The following is an 18,439-nucleotide window of genomic DNA, read 5'->3' as shown; positions in this document are numbered from 1 at the left end:
TGCGGATCGTGTTATTGTTGATGAGTATGTTAATGAGTCACGTCAGTGAAGGCATCCTAATTTGTCCGCTTTATGGCGCGGCAATGGCATATTCATTCTCGATATACCGATATAGGGAAAATGAACTCTCTCGACAAGTTTGATTGCGCTATTCTTGCCGCATTGCAGGCAGATGCGACACTCTCCATTTCCGGCCTCAGCGAAAAGGTCGGCCTCTCCAGCACGCCCTGCTGGAAGCGCGTCAAGCGCCTCGAGGAAGAGGGCTACATCGAAAGCCGGGTCAGCATCGTCAACCGCGAGAAGGTGGGCCTGCCGGTGACCGTGTTTGTCAGCGTGCGCACCAGCGAGCACGATGAAAAATGGCTGGAGCGCTTCGCATCGGCCGTGCAGGCGCTGCCCGAGGTGATGGAATTCCACCGCATGAGCGGCGACGTGGACTACCTGCTCAAGGTCGTCACCACCGACATCGCAGGCTATGACCGCTTCTACAAGAAGCTGATCAAGGCCGCGCGCCTCACCGGCGTGTCGTCGGCATTCTCGATGGAGCAGATCAAGTACTCCACCGCGCTGCCGCTGGAATTGATCGCGCACGGGATGCCTGCCTGACCACTTTATATGGGGCGCTTGAAACGCCCCCAGGGCAAGGCGCATCGTCGCAGACAGTACGCTAGTCCGGCAAGACGGTGCAACGCAGACAGGGGTGTTGCAAGCGCCCCCAGGGCAAGACGGTGCGACGCAGCCATGGGGGTGTTTCATGCGCGCCTTTCGTGTCATGATGGCGTCCGTTCGAATACAACGGAGACTCAGGGAATGCCATCCACACTGCTCATGGCGCCGCTGGCGCTGGCCACGCTGCTCGCGCTCCACGCCACCGGCGCCAACGCCGCCGAACAGGTTGTCAAAATCGGCGTCAGCGGCCCGCTGTCGGGCGCGAATGCCTTCGCCGGCAAGGACAACGAGAACGGCGTACGCCTCGCCGTCGAAGAACTCAACGCACAGAAGATCCAGGTCGGCGGCAATACGCTGCGCTTCGAGCTGCAGTCCGAAGACGACGGGGGCGACCCGAAACAGGGCGTCACCGTGGCGCAGAAGTTCGCCGACGCCAAGGTGAAATTCGTGCTCGGCCCGTACAACTCGGGCGTGGCGATCCCCGCTTCGCGCGTCTACAACGACAACGGCATCCTGATGTCGACCGTCGGCACCAACCCCAAGATCACGGCAAGCGGCTACCCGACCGTGTTCCGCATCGTCGCCAGCGATACCCAGGTGGGCGGCTCGGTGGCGGCCTACGCGGCCAAGGAACTCAAGCTCAAGAACGTCGGCGTCATCGACGACCGCGGCGCCTTCGGCCAGGGCATCGCGATGGAGTTCAAGCGCCAGGCGCAAGCCAACGGCATCAAGATCGCCGGCCACGAATACACCAACGACAAGGCGAGCGACTTCGCCGCCATCCTTACCGCCCTGAAGGCCAAGCGCGTGGACGCGGTGTTCTTCGGCGGCTATGCGCCGCAGGCCGCGCCGATGGCGCGCCAGATGAAGGCGCTCGGCCTGAACGTGCCGCTGTTGGGCGGCGACACCCTGTGCAGCCCGGAAATGGCCAAGCTCGGGGGCGCCGCTGTCGGCGAGAACGTGCGCTGCGCCCAGGCCGGCGCCATCGTCGCCAGGCAGCCGGGCGGCCCGGCCTTCATCAACGCCTACAAGGCGCGCTTCAAGCGCGACCCGGACGTGTATGCGCCCTCGTTCTACGACCAGACCAAGTTCATCGCCCAGGCCATGAAGACGGCCAATTCGGTCGATGCCGCCAAGGTCGGCGCGGCCATGCACAGCATCAGCTACCAGGGCGTGGTCGGCACCTATGGCTATGACCCGAAGGGCAACCTGAAGAAGACCACGGTCACCGTGTACACCTTCAGGAATGGCGCCCTGACGCCGCTGGCGAGCTATTGATCCACAAGGAACACCATGAAAGCATGCTGTAAACTGGCCTGGTCCGCCACCGCCGCGTTGGCTGCCGCGGCGCTGCTCGCCTGCGGTCCGGCGGCCGCCGCCCAGGTCGGCGCGCCCAAGCCGGCGTCCGCCGCCGCCATCGCGGAAAGCCGCCAGCTGGGCGCGCTGGCCGACGAATACTACGAATCGCTGGCCCGCTTCGAGCCGGTGTGGGCCACCGAGAACGGCGACAGCCGCTTCAACGACAAGCTGGGCCTGTCGATCTCGCCCAAGCTGCGCGAGCAGCAGTTCGCGCGGTACCGCAGCTACCTCAAGCGCTTGTCCAGCATCCCGCGCGAGCGGCTGGGCAGCCGTGACCAGACCAGCTACGACATCCTCAAGTTCGAGCTGGACAGCGCGCTGCGCCTGGCGCCTTTCCCGGAACACCTGATCCCGATCGACCAGATGATCAGCATGCCGGTGATCCTGGCGAACTACGCCGGCGGCCAGGGCGCCCAGCCGCTCAACACGGTGCGCGACTACCGCGCCTACCTGAGCCGCCTGGCCCAGCTGGTGCCGCACATCGACCAGTCGATCACCAACATGCGCGAAGGCGTGCGGCGCGGCGTGGTGCAGCCGCGCGAGCCGATGCAGTCCGCCCTGCCCCAGTTCAAGCAGCTGGTCGCAAGCAAGACCGAGGACAGCATCTTCTACACGCCGATCAGGAACATGCCGGCCAGGTTCACGGCAAGCGACAAGCGCAGCCTGGCGCGGGCCTACCGCAAGACGATCGCCAACAAGCTCAATCCCGCGCTCAAGCGCCTGGCGACCTACCTCGAGAAGGACTACCTGCCGAAGACGCGCACCAGCGCCGGCTGGAATGCGCTGCCGGGCGGCGCCGCCTGGTATGCCGCGCGCGCCGCGGCCATGACCACGACGAACCTCACGCCGGCGCAGATCCACGAGATCGGCCTGAAGGAAGTGGCGCGCATCCAGGGCGAATACGCCGTCACCGGCCCGAAGATGGGCTACACCGGCCCGCCGGCCGGCCTGCCGCGCTGGGTGTCGGAACAGCCGAAGTTCAAGCCTTTTACCTCGGACCAGCAGGTGATCGACGTGTACCGCGAGCTCGACGCCAAGGTGCGCACCAAGCTGCCGGCGCTGTTCACCCTGATGCCGAAGGCGCCGCTCGACCTGCGCCTGGAACCGGAACTGTCGCGCGCGACGGCCTCGGACCACTACACCCCGCCGGCCGCGGACGGCTCGCGCCCGGGCGTGTTCTGGTCGGTGGTGAACGACCCGAAGCAGTACGGCAGCACCGGCATGGTCACGCTCTACCTGCACGAAGGCCAGCCGGGCCACCACTTCCACATCGCGCTGGTGCAGGAACTGGGCCTGCCGAACTTCCGCAAGTTCGGCGGCAACAATGCCTTCACCGAGGGCTGGGCGCTGTATGCCGAGACGCTCGGCAAGGAGATGGGCCTGTTCGAGAAGCCGGAAGATTACTTCGGCCACCTGAACGACGAAATGCTGCGTGCGGCGCGCCTGGTGGTGGATACCGGACTGCATGCGAAAGGCTGGAGCCGTTCGCAAGCCATCAAGTACTTCCAGGAGACGCTGGGCTATTCGGAGCTTGAAGCGCGCGCGCAGATCGAGCGCTACATGGTGTGGCCGGGACAGGCGCTGGGCTACAAGATCGGTTCGCTGAAGATCATGGAGCTGCGCAAGCGCGCGCAGGACGCGCTGGGCGACAGGTTCAGCCTGCCGAAATTCCACGAGATCGTGCTGGGCGAAGGCACGCTGCCATTGGCGGTGCTGGAGGCGAAAGTCGATCGCTGGATTGCCGGGGCGAAGTGAATGCTGCCTGGCTAGCGATGGAACCGGGGTACGCCCCGGTTTTTTATGCCCGGACCCTGGTCACGACATCAATGTACGGCCTCAGTACCCACACGCTTCCTGCGCGATATCTTCCACCGAGGTGCTGTCGCTGCCGCCATCGCCGGCGCCTGCGCCTGCGCCGTGCATCATCCCGTACCGCTGCGCCAGCGCAGCGCTAATGCGGCCGACGTGGACACGCAGCGCTTCCGGCGCAAGCACTTCCGCATCGGCGCCGAAGCGCAGCAGCTCATGGGCGGCATAGCGGAGCGGTCCGACGGGAACGGTGACGGTGCGCCACCCGTCCGGCCCGGCTTCGCCGATCACCGCGTGGGCGAGCGCGAATGGCGGCAGGAAGGCTTCCGTCATCTGGAAGGCCCAGGGCGATAGCCGAAGCGTAGCCCGCTCCGGATGCTGCTCCTGCTCGAAGCGGCGTGCGCTCTCGGCCCAGTAGGCCGGCAGGTCGAAATCCTCGCTGCGGTCGATGCGGCCGTCGAGCAGCTGCAGTTCGAGGATGCGCGAGACGCGATAGGTGCGCACGCTGGCGCCGCTCCTGGCGACCAGGTACCAGGCCCCGCCCTTGAGCACGATGCCGAGCGGGTCCAGCAGGCGCTCCTTCTCGGCCGTCCAGCTGCGGTAGCGGATCCGCACCGGCCGCTCGCCCCAGACGGCTTGCGCCAGCTGCGGCAGGCAGACGGGCCGTTCGCTCGCTTCGAACCAGCCGGGTACGTCGAGGTGGAAGCGCAGGCGCATCCGGCCCGCGCCTTCGCGCACCTCGGCCGGCAGTGCGGCCAGCAGCTTGTCCTTGGCACTGGCGCAGGCCGCATCCAGGCCGAGTTCGGCCGCCTGCCCGGACAAGCCGCTCAGGAACAGGGCTTCGGCTTCCAGCGCCGACATACCGTTCAGGCGCGTGCGGTAGCCGTCCAGCAAGCGGTACCCGCCCTGGTTGCCGCGCTCGCTGTAGATCGGAATGCCGGCGGCGCTCAGGGCGTCGACGTCGCGGTAAATGGTGCGCAGCGACACCCCGTACTCGTCGGCCAGCGCACGCGCGCTCGCGCGGCCGCGCGCCTGCAGCGTCGTGAGGATGAACAGGAGTCGGCTGGCGCGCATCGTTCCAGTGTAGCGCATACCTGACAGGAGATGTCAGCTTGACCGGCCTACCATGCTCTCAGTCGACCGCGGATCGGCCTCCCGACATCAACCATCCATCAAGGCATACCATGAGCACCCAACGCAACATCACCTTCTTCCATTCACCGCACACGCGCGCCTCGAGCACCTTCAGCCTGCTCGAGGAACTCGGCGCCCCATACGAGCTGCGGGTCCTGAACATGAAGGCCGGCGAACAGCGCCAGCCCGCCTACCTGGCCGTGAACCCCTTGGGCAAGGTGCCCGCCATCATCGATGGTGACACGGTGGTACCCGAGCAGGTGGCGATCTTCATCCACCTGGCCGACCGCTTTCCCGAAGCGGGCCTGGCGCCGTCGCTCGACGATCCGCGCCGCGGCGCCTACCTGCGCTGGCTCGTCTACTATGCGGCCTGCTTCGAGCCGGCGCTGGCGGACCGGTTCATGCAACGCGAGCCGGCTCCTGCCATGAGTTCGCCCTACGGAGATTTCGACGCCATGCTCGGCGTGATCGACGCCCAGCTGCAGCGCTCACCCTACCTGCTCGGCGAGACCATGTCGGCTGCCGACGTGCTATGGGGATCGGCGCTGGGCTGGAGCATGGCCTTCGCCGGGGTCCCGCGCCTGCCGGCACTGGTCGACTATGCGGAGCGCCTTGCTGCGCGTCCGGCGTCCAGGCGCGTGGCGGAACGCGACAACGCCTTGATTGCCGAGCACGAGGCGGCGCTGGCGCCGGGCTAGGAAAGACGATGCACGGCGGCCAAGCGCGGCCGTGCATCGCTTCGGCGCCCACGATACTGCGGGCGCTTTCGCCTGACCGCCTTCAGCCCGCCGCTGCAACAGAATGGAGGCTTGCCCGCAGCTGATCCAGGGAATACGGCTTGGGCAGCGTTTCGATGCCTGCCAGGTCCCTTGCACCGCCAAAGCCGCTCGCAAGCAGCACACGGAGTTGCGGGAAGCGGGCCTTTGCCAGCTGCACCAGGTCGTCGCCCTGAATGCCGGGCAGCTGCCGGTCGGCGATCAGGACCTGGATATCGGGCGCCAGCTGTTCCAGCGCCTCTTCGCCGCTGCCGACGGCGATGACGCCGTATCCCAGGAATTCAAGCATGTCGCGCGTGTTGTTGCGGATGTCGGCATCGTCTTCCACCAGCAGCACCTTGCGTTCCGTCGCCGCCGGCGACGGCGGCTCCGGCGCAAGCCCGGCCGGCATGGCGGCCTGCCGCTGCTTTTCGTTGGCCAGCACGTGCCGGATCTTCCTGGCCAGGCTCTCCTTGGTGTACGGCTTGCCGATCAGTTCAACCCCCGGATCGAGGCGTCCGCCATGCACGATCGCATTCTCCGTATAGCCCGACGTGAACAGCACGGCCAGCGTCGGCAAACGCTCTTTCGCCTTGCGCGCAAGTTCCGGGCTGCGCAGGGGACCCGGCATGACGACGTCGGTGAACAGCAGGTCGATGTGCACGCCGCTGTCGATGACCGTCAGGGCGGCGCTGGCATCGTTGGCCTTGAGCACGCGGTAGCCCAGCGTCGTCAGCATGTCGACGGCGGTCGCGCGCACGGCGTCGTCGTCCTCGGCCACCAGCACCGTCTCGCTGCCGCCCACGACCGGTTGCGCCTCCAAAGCGACGTAGCTGTCTTCGGCATCGCGCGAACGCGGCAGGTAGAGCTTGACCGTCGTGCCTTCGCCGACCTCGCTGTAGATCTTGATGTGGCCGCCGGATTGCTTGACCAGTCCATACACCATGGACAGCCCGAGGCCGGTCCCCTTGCCCTCCGCCTTGGTCGAGAAGAAGGGCTCGAAGGCCTGGCGCATCACGTCGGGCGTCATGCCGCTGCCCGTGTCGCTGACGGCGATCGCCACGTACTGGCCCGGCGCCACGTCGGGATGGGTCGCGCAATACGCGGCATCGAGCAAGGCGTTGTTGACTTCGATGGTCAGCCTGCCGCGGCCATCCATGGCGTCACGCGCATTGATGGCCAGGTTCAGGATCGCATTTTCGAGCTGGGCAATGTCGACCGACGTACTCCACAGGCCGCCCGAGACGACGGTTTCCATCTCGACTTCCTCGCCCAGGCTACGCCGCAACATGTCTTCCATGCCCGTCATCAGGCGGCCGACCTTGATCACCTTCGGCTCGAGCGGCTGCTTGCGCGCAAACGACAGCAGGGAACTCGCCAGCTTGGCGCCCCGTTCGACGCCGGCAAGCGCATTTTCCACGCGGCGGCGCACAGCCGGCAGCGCGCTCACCTCCGTCGCCATCAGCTGCAGGTTGCCGGAAATGACTTGCAGGAGGTTGTTGAAGTCGTGCGCCACACCGCCAGTCAGCTTGCCGATCGTCTCCATCTTTTGTGCCTGCTGCAGCGCCGCCTCGGTCTGGCGCATGGCGTCGGCCTGTTGCAGCTCCGCCGTGATGTCGCGGCCGATGGCGTGGATGAGATCGGTATCCGGGACAGCGGTCCAGGAAAGCGTGCAATACCTTCCGTCCATGCGGCGGTAGCGGTTCTCGAAGCGGAACACGTGGGCGCCGCTGCTCAGGGAACCGACCTGGTCGACGGTCGGCTGCACGTCGTCGGGATGCACCAGGTCGAGGAAGGAGGTCCCGACCACGTCGGCCTCGCGCCAGCCCAGGGTGGCCGTGAACGCCGGACTGACGGCAACCAGCTTCGCGTCGAAGTCGGCGATGAGCATGATGTCTTTCGACAGGCGCCAAATACGGTCGCGCTCGGCGGTGCGTACCGAGATCTGCTCTTCGAGCGTCGCGTTCAGGTCCGCCAGGGCCTGGGCCGTCGTTTTCTGCTCTTCGATGTCGGTGTTACTGCCGATCCAGCGGACCACCTGGCCCTGCTCGTTGCGCATGGGTACACCGCGCACCAGGTGCCAGCGGTAAGCGCCGTCGTGCCGGCGGATACGGAACTCCACTTCGTACTCGGCTCCGCTGGCGAGCGATGCCGACCAGCGCGCGACGACAGCGGGAAGATCGTCCGGGTGGATGATGCCGGCCCAGGCTTCGCCATCGAGCTCGCCTTCGCGCATGCCCGAGTACTCATACACACGCTGGTTGAACCAGTCGAGCTGGCCATCGGCCGGCGCCGTCCACACATGATGGGGCATGGCCTGCGCAAAGGTGCGGAATTTCGCCTCGCTCTCGCGCAGCGCCGCTTCGGTTTTCACCTTCAACGTGGTTTCGACGACGACGGCCAGCACCCCGACGATCCCGCCGTTCTCCTCGATGATCGGAGAATAGTCCAGGTTCATCCAGACCTGCTCGGGCACGCCGCTACGATGCAGCGTGAGTTCCTGGTCGACATAGCTGAGCGTCTCGCCTTCCAGCACGACCCGCATGACATGGTCGTTGAAATCAGCGACCTCCGGCCATCCCTCGCGCACCTTCGAGCCAAGCAAGCGTGGATGGCGCCCGCCGGCGAAGCCTGAATACGCATCGTTATAGATCATCCAGCCATCCGCCCCCCACAAGCTGACGATGGGGACCGGTGAGCGGAGGATGGCGCCGACGGTCGTCTTGAGGACGCCCGGCCATGCCGCGATCGGCCCCAATGCCGTCCGCTCCCATGGATAAACACGAATCAGTTCCGCGGTCTTGCCGCCGCCGTTCAGGAAATTCAGGTTATCGGTAGACATCTTCAATGGTCGGGGCCGGGTCGAAACAGCGATTCTACTTTGTCATGGTCGTTGACACACAAACAATTCAAACCCGTCGTGCAAGCGACATCGTGCCAGCGTGTGCCCTCCTTGCCACAGCAATGTGACATATCCAAAAAAAATACTTGCAACACGATGTAGGATTCGTCTTACACTGACTGAAGTCGGCCTCAGCGTCGTCACCTGGCCCATCCCGCCCACCCCGTCGTGCCCGCAGCCGACCCGGCACCCGATGCTCCCTACTCAACAGATTTTTCTCATCGCAGCACTGCTCTGTTTCCTGAGCTTCCTGACACTGCTGTCAGTGACGTCGAACGGCATGCGCGGGACGCGCGCACTGCTGCTTTCTTCCGTGCTCGGCATCGGCGGAAACGTCCTGTACGCATTCGGGCGTGAACTGCCGCCCTTGCTGGCCTATGAGGCAGCGAATGTGGTGTACGCCGCCGCCAGCGCGGCGCTGGTCGCCGGCTACCGCGGCCTGTGGGGGAAAGCGCCCCGGCTGGCGCAATTGTCTTGGCTGGTGCTGTTGCTGGGCTTGCTCATTGCGCTGTTCCACTACCGGTTCGACTCGTTCACGGCGCGCAGCGCCGTCGTCTCCAGCTTCCAGATCGCTGTGTGCGCGGAGATTGCCCGGCTGATGCTGGCTGCGCGCCCAGGCTGGCATCGTCCGTTCTACGTCTACTTGTTCGTGCTGGCCATGTGCAGCCTGGTCGCCCTGGGGCATGCCGGCAGGATGGCATGGCTGGCGCTCGCCGGCGTCCCCCCGGGTTCGCTGCTGCAGCCCAGCGTATGGAGCATTTCGTTCCTGACCGCGGTTTCGCTGGCCTTGCCTGCGTTGACGATCGGCGGCCTGCTGATCGCGCACCGGCAGATCCTTGTCCGGGCTGAACATGCGGCCAATCATGATTACCTGACGGGTGCGGCATCGCGCCGCGCCTTCTACGAGCTCGCTGCGCGCGAAAAAGCGCGTGCCGACCGCAACAACAAGCCGCTCGCCCTGCTGTTGGTCGACCTCGACAACTTCAAGACGATCAACGACAGCTGGGGGCACGAGGCCGGCGACGCCGCCTTGCAGCGCGTTGCCCATGCCGCGCGCGGCATGCTGCGCGCCGTGGACTGCGTGGCGCGCCTGGGCGGCGACGAATTCGTACTGCTGCTGCCCGACACGGGCCTGCACGGCGCCGCGGCGGTCGGCGCCAGGCTGCAGGATGCCGTTCGCGGCGCCCTGGACGGGGCCGATGCGCCGGTCCTCACCTTGTCGATCGGCGTGACGCTGTTTTCGCCCGAAGACGACGTCAAGAGCGCGATGGCTCGCGCCGATGTGGCCTTGTACGCGGCCAAGAAGGCGGGGCGCGACCGGGTGATTGTCAAGGCGCAGGAGCCGCCGCTGTCGCTGGCGCCCCGGCAACCGGGCCGAGCCGCGCTCGACGAAGAAAAGGGGCTGCCTGGCGCGCGTGACACCAGGCTGCAGGCTCAGGCGAGCATGAATACCGGATAGCGGCGCCACTCCGGCTCGCGATACCGTTCGCAGTTGGCGAAGATGAAGTCCAGCACCGCCTCCTGCTGCCCCAGCAGCGCGGGATTGGCCACCTTCCAGGCCTCGAATTTGGCCGCCAGCGCCGGCTCGTCGTTCAGAAGCTCGGCCGCGTGGTCCTCGAACACGTAGTCGGAATACGCCTCTTTCTTCTCCAGCACGCTGTTGAAGAAACCCCAGCGGAAGAAGCTGTCGTGGCCCAGCGGCTCGAGCGTCTCGACCGCATAGCGCGCATTGTCCTGGTCGAGCGGCACGATATGGTCGCCGGCGCGCAGCTGGACCTGGGCGCGGCGCCTTTCCAGCACCACGTCGTCGTGGAACATGTGGCCCTCGTACGCGTTCGGACGCGACGTCACCGACACGATGTGGTAGTAGTCCACCTCTTCCACCCTGTCCGCTTCGACACGCTCCATGCGCACGCCGTTCCACTGCAGGCGCTCGATCGCTTCACGCCACTGCTGCGGCACCACGTAGGCGCGCGGCGCCGGCACGTGGATATCGGCCGGGAAGCGGTCGTACCAGGCGATGTCGCGTTCCCACGGGCTCGTACGGTCGTACCACAGGCGCGAGTAGGTCCCCAGTATGCTCGGCTTGTACTTCGCTGCATAGCCCTTGAAGCGGAAGGTCGACGGGTTGGCGGCATCCATCGCCCAGTGGATCGGCCATTCGGCGCGGGACCGGCCTGCCTGTTTGGCGGCGCGGCGCAATGCCTGGATCTGCTGCGCATTCCGGATCGTGAAGTCGAGCGCGGTCTCCACCAGCGCCCGCATCGACGCGTAGCGGTCCCGGAACGGCTTGAGCATGTGGGTCTCGGGCATGAAGCCGATGGTGTGGTGCAGGGCCGCGTAGCCGGTCGAGAAGCGCGCCGTCTCGAGGAAGTCGGCAATGCCGTCGTCCGGACTGTCCTTGACCGGGTTCACGTAGGGGCAGGTCGGCCAGCCGCGCGCCTCCATGCCGGCGTACATGGCGGGCAGCATGGTGTCGCGCAGGAACTCGCCCAGCTCGCCGCCCAGCTTGTCGGGCTGGGTGTGGATCAGGGTCATGGTGTAGCTGTAGTCGGCCCCGTTGGAGGTGTGGGTGTCGACCATCACGTCCGGGTCCCAGGCCGTGAACAGCCTGTTGAACACCTGCGCCGCCAGGCTGTCGCACTTGACGAAGTCGCGGTTCAGGTCGAGGTGGCGGCTCATGCCGCGGAAGCCGAACTGCTCAGGGCCGTCCTGGTTCACGCGCGAGGTGTCGGCGCGGTTCAGGCTGCCGTCCACGTTGTACAGGGGGACGAACAGGAAGATGGTGGAGCCCAGCGCCGCCAGGCGCTCGGGCTGGACGCAGAAGTCGCGCACCAGGGCCATGCAGCTGTCCACGCCTTCCGGCTCGCCCGGGTGGATGCCGTTGTTGTTGAAGAAGACCGGGCGGCCGGCGCGCCTGATTTCCTCGCGCTCGAACACGCCGTCGCTGCTCACCACGCCCGCGTGGATCGGCACGCCGGCGTCCGACACGCCGACCTGGTCGAAGCGCAGCACGTGCGGATAGCGGCGCGCCAGGTCCTGGTACCAGGCGATGCATTCCGCGTGCGTGGTGGTCTGGTTCGGGTTGCCCCGAAGTTCACTTGATTCGTAGGGTGTCAGGAGTTCAGTGGCCATGATGTGATGTCTGGATTGGTTAAACCGTGGGTGCCGGCGCGACGGTCGCCGGCGCGTGCAAGGGCAGCGTGATCGCCACCACCGTGCCGCCGCCGACACTGGAGCGCACGTCCATTACGCCGTGCACGGCGTACACGCGCTCGCGCATGCCGATGATGCCGATGCCTTCGGAGGCGCTGGCGGGGTCGAAGCCGTTGCCGTCGTCGGCGACCACGATGCGCAGGGTCTGCGCGCCTTCGTCGAGCACCAGGCGCACCTGGGCCGAGGTCGCCTGGGCGTGTTTCATGATGTTCGACAGCGCTTCCTGCACGATGCGGTAGGCCGAAATCGCCAGCTCGTTCGACAGGCGCGAGAAATCGCCCTCGCCGTGGAACTCGAAGCTGCAGCCGGAGCTGCCGTCGTAGTGGCGCACCATCTCTTCCACCGCGCCGTGCAGGCCCAGCATGTCGAGCACTTCGGGGCGCAGGCGCCGCACCAGGCGGCGGCCGTTGGCGTACAGGTCGAGCGCGAGCTTGGTGATGGCCTGCGACTTGCGCCCGATCTCCTCGATCTCCGGGCTCGCCGCCACCTTTGCTGCCTTGGCGGCGAGCGCGCCGATCGACTGCGCCTCGAGGCGCGCGGCGATCAGCGACGCGTTCAGTTCGTCGTGGATCTCGACCGCGATGCTCTTGCGCTCGTCCTCGATGATGGAATTGACCTTCTGGATCAGCTTGCGCTTGTCGGCGTCGGCGCGCAGCGCCTCGTTGCGCGAGGCCAGCAGGTCGCGGGTGCGCTCGGCAACCTTGTTCTCGAGGTCGCGCTTGGATTCGTCCAGCGCCAGCGACATCTGGCCGATCGAGGCCTGCAGCTCGCCCACCTCGCCGCCGGTCTTGACCGGCAGCTGCACGCGGTAGTCGCCGTTGCGGATCCGGCTCAGGGCGCCGATCGCCTCGCGCAGCGGCACGGTGAGCGAGCGCGCCAGCACCCAGGCCAGCACGCCGCTGGCCACCAGCGCCAGTGCCGCCATGCCCAGCTCGAAGCGGAAGCGGCGGGTCTGCTTGGCCATCATGTTCGAGGGCGACATCGTCACCCTTACCCAGCCGACGATCTCGGTGGTGAGGGTGGGCGGGCGCAGGTCGCTCGATGCCGAGACGTGCGGCGTGCCGTTGTCGGTGAACAGGTTGATCCACACCACCTGCTTCTTGATCGGCGCCTCGTAGTGGTGGGGCTGGGCGTCGGCGGCCGATTCGGAATCGACGCGCACGGCCTGGGTGCCGTCCGTTCCCACCACCTCGATGCGATAGATGCTGCTGTCGGACTGCACCAGGCCGTTGATGGTCAGGCGCAGGTCGGACAGGTTGCCCGAGATGACGTTGTATTCGCTGGTCTCGGCCAGCGCGCGCGCCAGGATGCGCCCGCGCTCGGCCAGTTCGTCGGCCACCTGGGCGCGGTGCGAATAATACGAGTACCACACGAAGGCGGTGAACAGGAAGGTCACCGGCAGCATGGTGATGAAGGTCATGCGCCGGCCGATGCTCCAGCCGCGCCAGAAGCGCAGTCTCATGGCGTGGGCGGCAGCGGCGGCGCCGTGCGCGAAGGCGAAAGGGCGGGCGGCTGCGCCGGCAGGGGTGCGGGCTGGGGTGCGGGCTGGCGCCCCGGCAGGCGCGCAAAGCGGCGCGCCTCGCTGGACACCCGCAGGTCGAGCGAACGGGCGACGCCTTCATTGACCACGGTGCGGAAGTAGTGCGGGTATTGCGGCGGCGCCAGTTCGCCGGTGGCCACGTAGTTGGCCGCGATCTCGGCCACCTGGGTGTTGATATCCTCGATCTCGGAATAGGTGGTGGCCAGCGCGCCGACCTTCACCATGTCGGCCGAGAAGCCGATCACGCCCTGCTTGCGGCGGTAGGTCGAGAGCAGGATGTTGCGCACGTTTTCCGGGTTGTAGACGTCGCCGTCGGGCAGCGCCAGCAGGGCCTCGGCGCGCGTCATGCGGTTGAGCGCATGGTTGATGTCGTCGCCGGGGACAAACGGCTGGACGTCGACTTCGTCCTGCAGCGCCGGCCGCAGGAAGGCCGTGTCGCGCCCGAGGATCGCGCCGACGCGCGCCGGACGGCCGTACAGCAACGCGGCCAGGCGCAGCTGGTCGGCCGGGGCCGGCTCGGCGTACACCGCGGTGTAGCGCGCCGCGCGTCCCGCCGGCAAGCGGGAGGTAAGCGAGCGCCACACGTGGCTGGAGGTGAAGGCGGAAATCACGACGCAGTCGCAGCGGCGCGCAATGGCGTCGCGCAGGGCGGTCGGGCCGATCGCGACGTACAGCAAGCGGTGGCGCTGGGCCAGCTCGGTGCGGAAGGCCGCGAAGGTCGGCAGCAGGCGCTTGTACAGGTCTTCCGCGATGCGCCGCGTGACTTCGCTGTCGTCGCCGGTGATGATCTGGGAGCGGAAGCCCATGGCTTCGTCGTCCCGCACCGCCTCGTCCCTGCCCGCCTGGGCATGCACGGCGCCGGCCGCACAGGCGAATAGCGCGAGCGCGGCCATGGCCGCGCGCAGGGTCCGCTGACAATTCATGGAAGGCTCAGGGTTCGATCAGGCCGTGCTTCACGGCCAGCAGGGTGATGTTGGCCTGGCGGTGCACGCCCAGCTTTTCCTTGATCGACTGGCTGATGTTGCTGATGGTCTTGGTCGACAGGTCGAGCTTCTCGGCGATTTCCGCGTTGGTCAGGCCTTCGGCCATCAGCTTGAAGATCTCCAGCCCGCGCTCGTCGAGCTGCGACTGCGGCGTCACGTCGCCGCGTACGGCCATGCTGGCCAGGCGCGAAGCGATCTGCGGCAGGAAGTACAGCTTGCCGTCATGGGCGTGGCGCACCGCCGTCACCAGGTCGGACGGATCGCAATCCTTGGTGACGAAGGCGTGCGCGCCCATGCGGTAGGTTTCCTTGATCAGGCTGTCCTGGTCAAACTGGCTCAGGAAGATGATCCTGGCGCGCGGGTCGTCCTTCAGGATGCTCTGGGCGGCATCGAGGCCGGTCAGCTCGGTGCCGAAGCGCATGTCGAGGATGACGACGTCGGGCTGCTGCGCCGCATACAGCGCCACCGCCTCGCTCGGGGTCTTGGCCTGCCCCACCACCTGCATGCCGGCCGCCTCGAGCGACATGGCAAACCCGGTCATCACGATCGGGTGGTCGTCCGCAAGCATCACACGGATCGGTTTTTTCTGTTCGGACACCACTTTCACTCCTGTTCATTCGCCTGCTGTTCACCCACTGTTTTCGGTCCTTCGATTCGTTTGCCAATCCGTGGCAGGAAGCTGTGCCAAGCGACGGAAAGAATGCGGGTAGCACGAGGATTATTTCATACAACGCGTTGCGACGCGAGTACCCGTCGATTTCCCCCTTCTGCCCGTCCAGGACGGACAAAGGGAAACAAAATTGCTACGAAAGCGCTTTACAGATTGCTAGGCTCTAGCATATATTCATTCCATCAACTGTCGGATGCATATCTTTCTTGAAGCAAAAAGTTCTGCGATCGGATCGCCGGACATCAATAAAAGGAGATCGCCATGCACTTCACGCAACTCAACGATGGGACCGGCGGCAAGGCCGGGAAGTTCGCCCTCGTCACCGGCCTGCACGTGCTGGCCGCGCTGGGCCTGGTCAACGTGATGAACGCCCGGAGCATCTCCCTGCCCAAGCTGCTGGAAGACGCCACGGTATGGATCCAGCCGACGCTCCCGCCGCCACCGCCGCCGCCCCAACCTCCCCAGCCGCTGACCCGGACCGCGCCGCCGCGCATCGCGGTGCCGCTGCCGGAAATCGAACCGCCGCCGACGCCGCCGCAGGAACAGGTGCAGGCCACCACCGAGCCGGCGCCGGTCGAGGACCAGGCGCTTCCGGTCGCCAGCAAAGCGCCGCCCGCCCAGCCGGCCAGGGCGGGCAGCAACCCGGGCCAACTGCGCAGCGCCGTGCTGGCGAACGCCGACGGCTGCGCCACCCCGCCCTACCCGGCCAGCGCGGCGCGCAACGGCGACAGCGGCACCGTGACCCTGGCGCTGATGGTCGGCGCCGACGGCCGCGTAAAGGATGCGCGGGTGCAGAGCTCCAGCGGCCACCGTGAACTGGACCGCGCCGCGGTGAACGCCCTCAGCCTGTGCCAGTTCAGGCCCGCCATGAACAACGGCGTCGCCGAAGCCGGATGGGCGCAGATCGCCTACGTCTGGACGCTCGAATAAGTCCTTGCTTTCCCTTTTCGCCCGCTGTCACCGCGGGCTTTTTTTTTCGCACAGCCGACCGCAGAGCCGCCGCCGACACCGCAGCACCCCACAACAAGACCAACGAGGAGGAGAAATACGATGTTTACCGCTGAACGATCGGCTGCGCCGCCGCGCGCACCTGGCCTGGCCGCGCTGGCGGCCGGCCTGCTTGCCCTGGCCGCGCTGGCGGCGCTGGCCTGGAGCGCCACCCGGCCCGCCGCTGCGCCGCCGCAGGCCCCGCCCCCCGCCCTGGAACGCATGATGCGGCACCTGGACGTACTGGCCGCGGCGCCGCGCCCGATCGCGACCGGCGCCAACGCCGGGGCGCGCGACTACATCATGGAGCAGCTGCGCGGCATGGGCCTGGAGCCCGCCATCCAGAAGGCCACCGTGCAGAAATCCACCGTCCGTTACTGGGGCGGCATCCACACGACGCTCGGCGTGGTCCACAACATCGTCGTGCGCCTGCCCGGCAGCGCGCCGGACCGCCTGCAGCGCCCGGCCCTGCTGCTGGCCTCCCACCTCGACAGCGGCAAGACCAGCCTGGGCGCGGCGCGTGGGGCGGCGCAGGTGGCGGCCATGCTCGAGACGGCGCGGGCGCTGCGCGCGGGGGCGCGGCCCCGGAACGACATCGTGCTGCTGTTCGCCGACGGCGAGCAGGTCGGCGCACTCGGCACGAAAGGCTTCGCCGAGCAGCACCCGCTGGCTCGGCAGGTCGGGCTCACGCTGAAGTTCGACGGCGCCGGCAGTGCCGGGCCGCTGACCCTGCTCGACGCCGCGGGCGCGGACGGCGCCGTGCTGCGCGGCTGGTTCCGGGCCGCGCCCGGCATCGCGGGATCCTCGCTCGGCGCCCGCCTGTACAAACTGCTGCCGGACATGCCGCGCCTCGGCCCGCTGGCGGCCATCGACGCGCCCATCCTGTTGTTCGCCAATACCGGCCGGCCCTTCGACGCCGAAGGCACGCTCGACAGCGTGGAACGGCTCGACCCGGCCATGCTCGCGCACCTCGGTGAGAGCATGCTGCGCCTGGCCCGCCACTTCGGTGACGCGGCGCTGTCGCGCGGCGTCCACCAGCCGCACGCCTGGTTTTCGCTGCCGCTGATCGGCGGCGTCCAGCATCCGGCGCTCCTGTCCTGGGGCCTGGCGGCGCTGGCCGGCCTGCTCCTGGTACGCGCCTACCGCGCCGCCCTGGACGGGGACGGAGCCGGTGCCACGGTCGCGCCCCTGGTGCAGGGCTTCTTCGGCGTGGCGCTGGTGCTGCTGGCGACGCGCATGCTGCTGTGGGAGCGGCGCGAGGAGCTGGCCGCGTTGACCCGGGCGCAGGACGCCGGAGGGGCGCTGGTGTTCGCCTTTGCCGGCGGCTGCCTGTTCATCGGCGCGCTCTACCTGCTGCGCCGGCTGACCGGAGCGACGGCCGTGTTCCTGGGGGCGATGTCGTGGCTGGCGATTGCCCTGCTGCTGGTCCTCCTGACGGCGCCGGACGCGGCCTGGCTGCTGGCCTGGCCGCTGGCGGCGGCGCTGGGGGCCCATGCGGAGCTGCCGCCGGCGCGCAAGGGGCCGCTGCGCCTGCTGGTGCTGGCGGCCGGCCTGGCGCCGGCCCTGCTGCTGTTCGTGCCGGCGCTGCGCGCTACCTGGACCGCGTTCGCGCCGCATGGGTCCTACCTGCCGGCGCTGGCGATGACGGTCATGCTGCTGTGCTTCTCCAGCCTGCTCCTGCTGCTGCCGGCCTCGCGCGTGCTGGGAAGTGCGCTTGGGTTGGCGCTGGCCGCCAGCCTGGCGCTGCCGGGCCGGGCTTCCGATCCCCGTCCCCCGGCGCCGGAGAGCGCAGCGCTCGCACCCAACCGCCTGGTCTATTTCAAGGACATGAACAGCTGGCGCGCCTACTGGCTGCACCCGGGCGAGCCGCTGGACGCCTGGTCGAAGGGGCTGTTCCCAGGCCTCGAGCGTCCGGCCATCCATGCCGACGTGTTCGGCTGGCACAGCCCGCGCCAGTGGTATGCGATCGCGCCGGTCGATGACCGCATCGCCTTTCCGGAAGCCTTCCTGCTCAGGAACCCGGCGCTGGCCAGGCCCTCGCTCGCGCCGCCCCTGCGGCAGGTGGAATTCACGCTGCGCTCGAGGAACCGCGCGCCGCACATCGAGATGTGGGCGGCCGGCACCAAGCCCTGGCGCTCGACCCTCAACGGGCGCGTGCTGAGCACGAAGGAAAGCGGGTGGTCGCTGTCGCTGTACGGCATGGAGGACGAACTGCTGCGCTTCACGATCGACGCGCCGGCCGACGACGTGCTGGCGGTGGTGGTCGAGGAGCGCATGCCCGGCCTGCCGGAACACCTGCTGCCGCCCGGGGCGCCGCAGCGGATGCCGGGAACAGGGATGACGGTCTCGGCGGACGTATTGCGGTTTTACTGAGCGCTTGGCATACAATGCTTGACGCACACCGTGCGCTACCCG

At 67.4% G+C, this 18,439-nt stretch carries 13 protein-coding genes; 7 read left to right on the top strand and 6 right to left on the bottom strand.

The features are described 5' to 3' along the window. The first annotated feature begins 120 nt into the window (after positions 1-120). The 3 genes from AC56KL_RS08250 (at position 121) to AC56KL_RS08240 (ending at position 3,783) form a co-directional block, all read left to right on the top strand. Complete coding sequence (locus AC56KL_RS08250) at positions 121-606, top strand: Lrp/AsnC family transcriptional regulator (protein WP_497179672.1); 486 nt, start codon at positions 121-123, stop codon at positions 604-606. Between the two features lie 204 nt (positions 607-810). Continuing rightward, positions 811-1,947 carry a branched-chain amino acid ABC transporter substrate-binding protein gene (locus tag AC56KL_RS08245; RefSeq protein ID WP_497179671.1) on the top strand — a complete coding sequence of 379 codons (1,137 nt, stop codon included), beginning with the start codon at positions 811-813 and terminating at the stop codon, positions 1,945-1,947. A 15-nt stretch (positions 1,948-1,962) separates the two neighbouring features. Continuing rightward, on the top strand, positions 1,963-3,783 hold the full coding sequence (locus tag AC56KL_RS08240; RefSeq protein WP_497179670.1) for a DUF885 domain-containing protein: 1,821 nt from the start codon (positions 1,963-1,965) through the stop codon (positions 3,781-3,783). An 81-nt stretch (positions 3,784-3,864) separates the two neighbouring features. Here the strand turns inward: AC56KL_RS08240 and AC56KL_RS08235 are convergent, their stop codons facing one another. Next, positions 3,865-4,911, bottom strand: coding sequence for a helix-turn-helix transcriptional regulator (locus AC56KL_RS08235; protein ID WP_497179669.1), 1,047 nt, complete (start codon positions 4,909-4,911; stop codon positions 3,865-3,867). 110 nt (positions 4,912-5,021) lie between these two features. Between AC56KL_RS08235 and AC56KL_RS08230 the strand changes: the two genes are divergently transcribed. Then, positions 5,022-5,669: a glutathione S-transferase family protein gene (locus AC56KL_RS08230; protein ID WP_497179668.1), complete on the top strand. Its 648-nt coding sequence runs from the start codon at positions 5,022-5,024 to the stop codon at positions 5,667-5,669. A gap of 82 nt (positions 5,670-5,751) precedes the next feature. On the opposite strand, the gene AC56KL_RS08225 is transcribed toward AC56KL_RS08230, so the two are convergent. Continuing rightward, entirely contained in the window at positions 5,752-8,568 is a 2,817-nt protein-coding gene (locus AC56KL_RS08225; protein ID WP_497179667.1) for a PAS domain S-box protein, read from the bottom strand. 253 nt (positions 8,569-8,821) lie between these two features. On the opposite strand from AC56KL_RS08225, the gene AC56KL_RS08220 reads away from it, so the two are divergent. Then, positions 8,822-10,087 (top strand): GGDEF domain-containing protein, encoded by a 1,266-nt coding sequence (locus AC56KL_RS08220; protein WP_497179666.1) that lies wholly within the window; start codon positions 8,822-8,824, stop codon positions 10,085-10,087. Here AC56KL_RS08220 and AC56KL_RS08215 read toward each other — a convergent pair. Genes AC56KL_RS08215 through AC56KL_RS08200 form a run of 4 tightly spaced genes read right to left on the bottom strand, consistent with a single transcriptional unit; the run spans position 10,063 to position 14,965 of the window. Continuing rightward, complete coding sequence (locus AC56KL_RS08215) at positions 10,063-11,763, bottom strand: M14 family zinc carboxypeptidase (RefSeq protein ID WP_497179665.1); 1,701 nt, start codon at positions 11,761-11,763, stop codon at positions 10,063-10,065. The two genes, AC56KL_RS08220 and AC56KL_RS08215, sit on opposite strands and share 25 nt — an antisense overlap. Before the next feature lie 19 nt (positions 11,764-11,782). Then, the gene (locus AC56KL_RS08210) at positions 11,783-13,306 is read right to left on the bottom strand and encodes a sensor histidine kinase (RefSeq protein WP_497179664.1); all 1,524 of its coding nucleotides are present in this window, start codon (positions 13,304-13,306) and stop codon (positions 11,783-11,785) included. Next, positions 13,303-14,307 (bottom strand): hypothetical protein, encoded by a 1,005-nt coding sequence (locus AC56KL_RS08205; RefSeq protein WP_497179663.1) that lies wholly within the window; start codon positions 14,305-14,307, stop codon positions 13,303-13,305. The genes AC56KL_RS08210 and AC56KL_RS08205 overlap by 4 nt, the downstream gene beginning before the upstream one ends. A 7-nt stretch (positions 14,308-14,314) precedes the next feature. Beyond that, positions 14,315-14,965, bottom strand: coding sequence for a response regulator (locus tag AC56KL_RS08200; protein WP_224944173.1), 651 nt, complete (start codon positions 14,963-14,965; stop codon positions 14,315-14,317). Positions 14,966-15,298: 333 nt separating this feature from the next. Here AC56KL_RS08200 and AC56KL_RS08195 point away from each other — a divergent pair, with 333 nt between their 5' ends. Then, entirely contained in the window at positions 15,299-15,967 is a 669-nt protein-coding gene (locus tag AC56KL_RS08195) for an energy transducer TonB (RefSeq protein WP_497179662.1), read from the top strand. A 120-nt stretch (positions 15,968-16,087) separates the two neighbouring features. After that, positions 16,088-18,397: a M28 family peptidase gene (locus tag AC56KL_RS08190; RefSeq protein ID WP_497179661.1), complete on the top strand. Its 2,310-nt coding sequence runs from the start codon at positions 16,088-16,090 to the stop codon at positions 18,395-18,397. Positions 18,398-18,439: the final 42 nt, after the last annotated feature.

The sequence above is a fragment of the Telluria sp. ZB4P34 genome, from assembly GCF_059686055.1.
Note: the sequence above shows the minus strand (reverse complement) of the source record. Positions and strands in the feature narration are given on the sequence as shown.

Excerpts from the sequence above, each read along its gene's own strand:
- AC56KL_RS08245 (WP_497179671.1), top strand. The coding sequence starts at position 811 with ATGCCATCCACACTGCTCATGGCGCCGCTGGCGCTGGCCACGCTGCTC.
- AC56KL_RS08220 (WP_497179666.1), top strand. The coding sequence starts at position 8,822 with ATGCTCCCTACTCAACAGATTTTTCTCATCGCAGCACTGCTCTGTTTC.
- AC56KL_RS08225 (WP_497179667.1), bottom strand. The coding sequence starts at position 8,568 with ATGTCTACCGATAACCTGAATTTCCTGAACGGCGGCGGCAAGACCGCG.
- AC56KL_RS08210 (WP_497179664.1), bottom strand. The coding sequence starts at position 13,306 with ATGAGACTGCGCTTCTGGCGCGGCTGGAGCATCGGCCGGCGCATGACC.
- AC56KL_RS08205 (WP_497179663.1), bottom strand. The coding sequence starts at position 14,307 with ATGAATTGTCAGCGGACCCTGCGCGCGGCCATGGCCGCGCTCGCGCTA.
- AC56KL_RS08190 (WP_497179661.1), top strand. The coding sequence starts at position 16,088 with ATGTTTACCGCTGAACGATCGGCTGCGCCGCCGCGCGCACCTGGCCTG.
- AC56KL_RS08250 (WP_497179672.1), top strand. The coding sequence starts at position 121 with ATGAACTCTCTCGACAAGTTTGATTGCGCTATTCTTGCCGCATTGCAG.
- AC56KL_RS08235 (WP_497179669.1), bottom strand. The coding sequence starts at position 4,911 with ATGCGCGCCAGCCGACTCCTGTTCATCCTCACGACGCTGCAGGCGCGC.
- AC56KL_RS08195 (WP_497179662.1), top strand. The coding sequence starts at position 15,299 with ATGCACTTCACGCAACTCAACGATGGGACCGGCGGCAAGGCCGGGAAG.
- AC56KL_RS08230 (WP_497179668.1), top strand. The coding sequence starts at position 5,022 with ATGAGCACCCAACGCAACATCACCTTCTTCCATTCACCGCACACGCGC.
- AC56KL_RS08240 (WP_497179670.1), top strand. The coding sequence starts at position 1,963 with ATGAAAGCATGCTGTAAACTGGCCTGGTCCGCCACCGCCGCGTTGGCT.
- AC56KL_RS08215 (WP_497179665.1), bottom strand. The coding sequence starts at position 11,763 with ATGGCCACTGAACTCCTGACACCCTACGAATCAAGTGAACTTCGGGGC.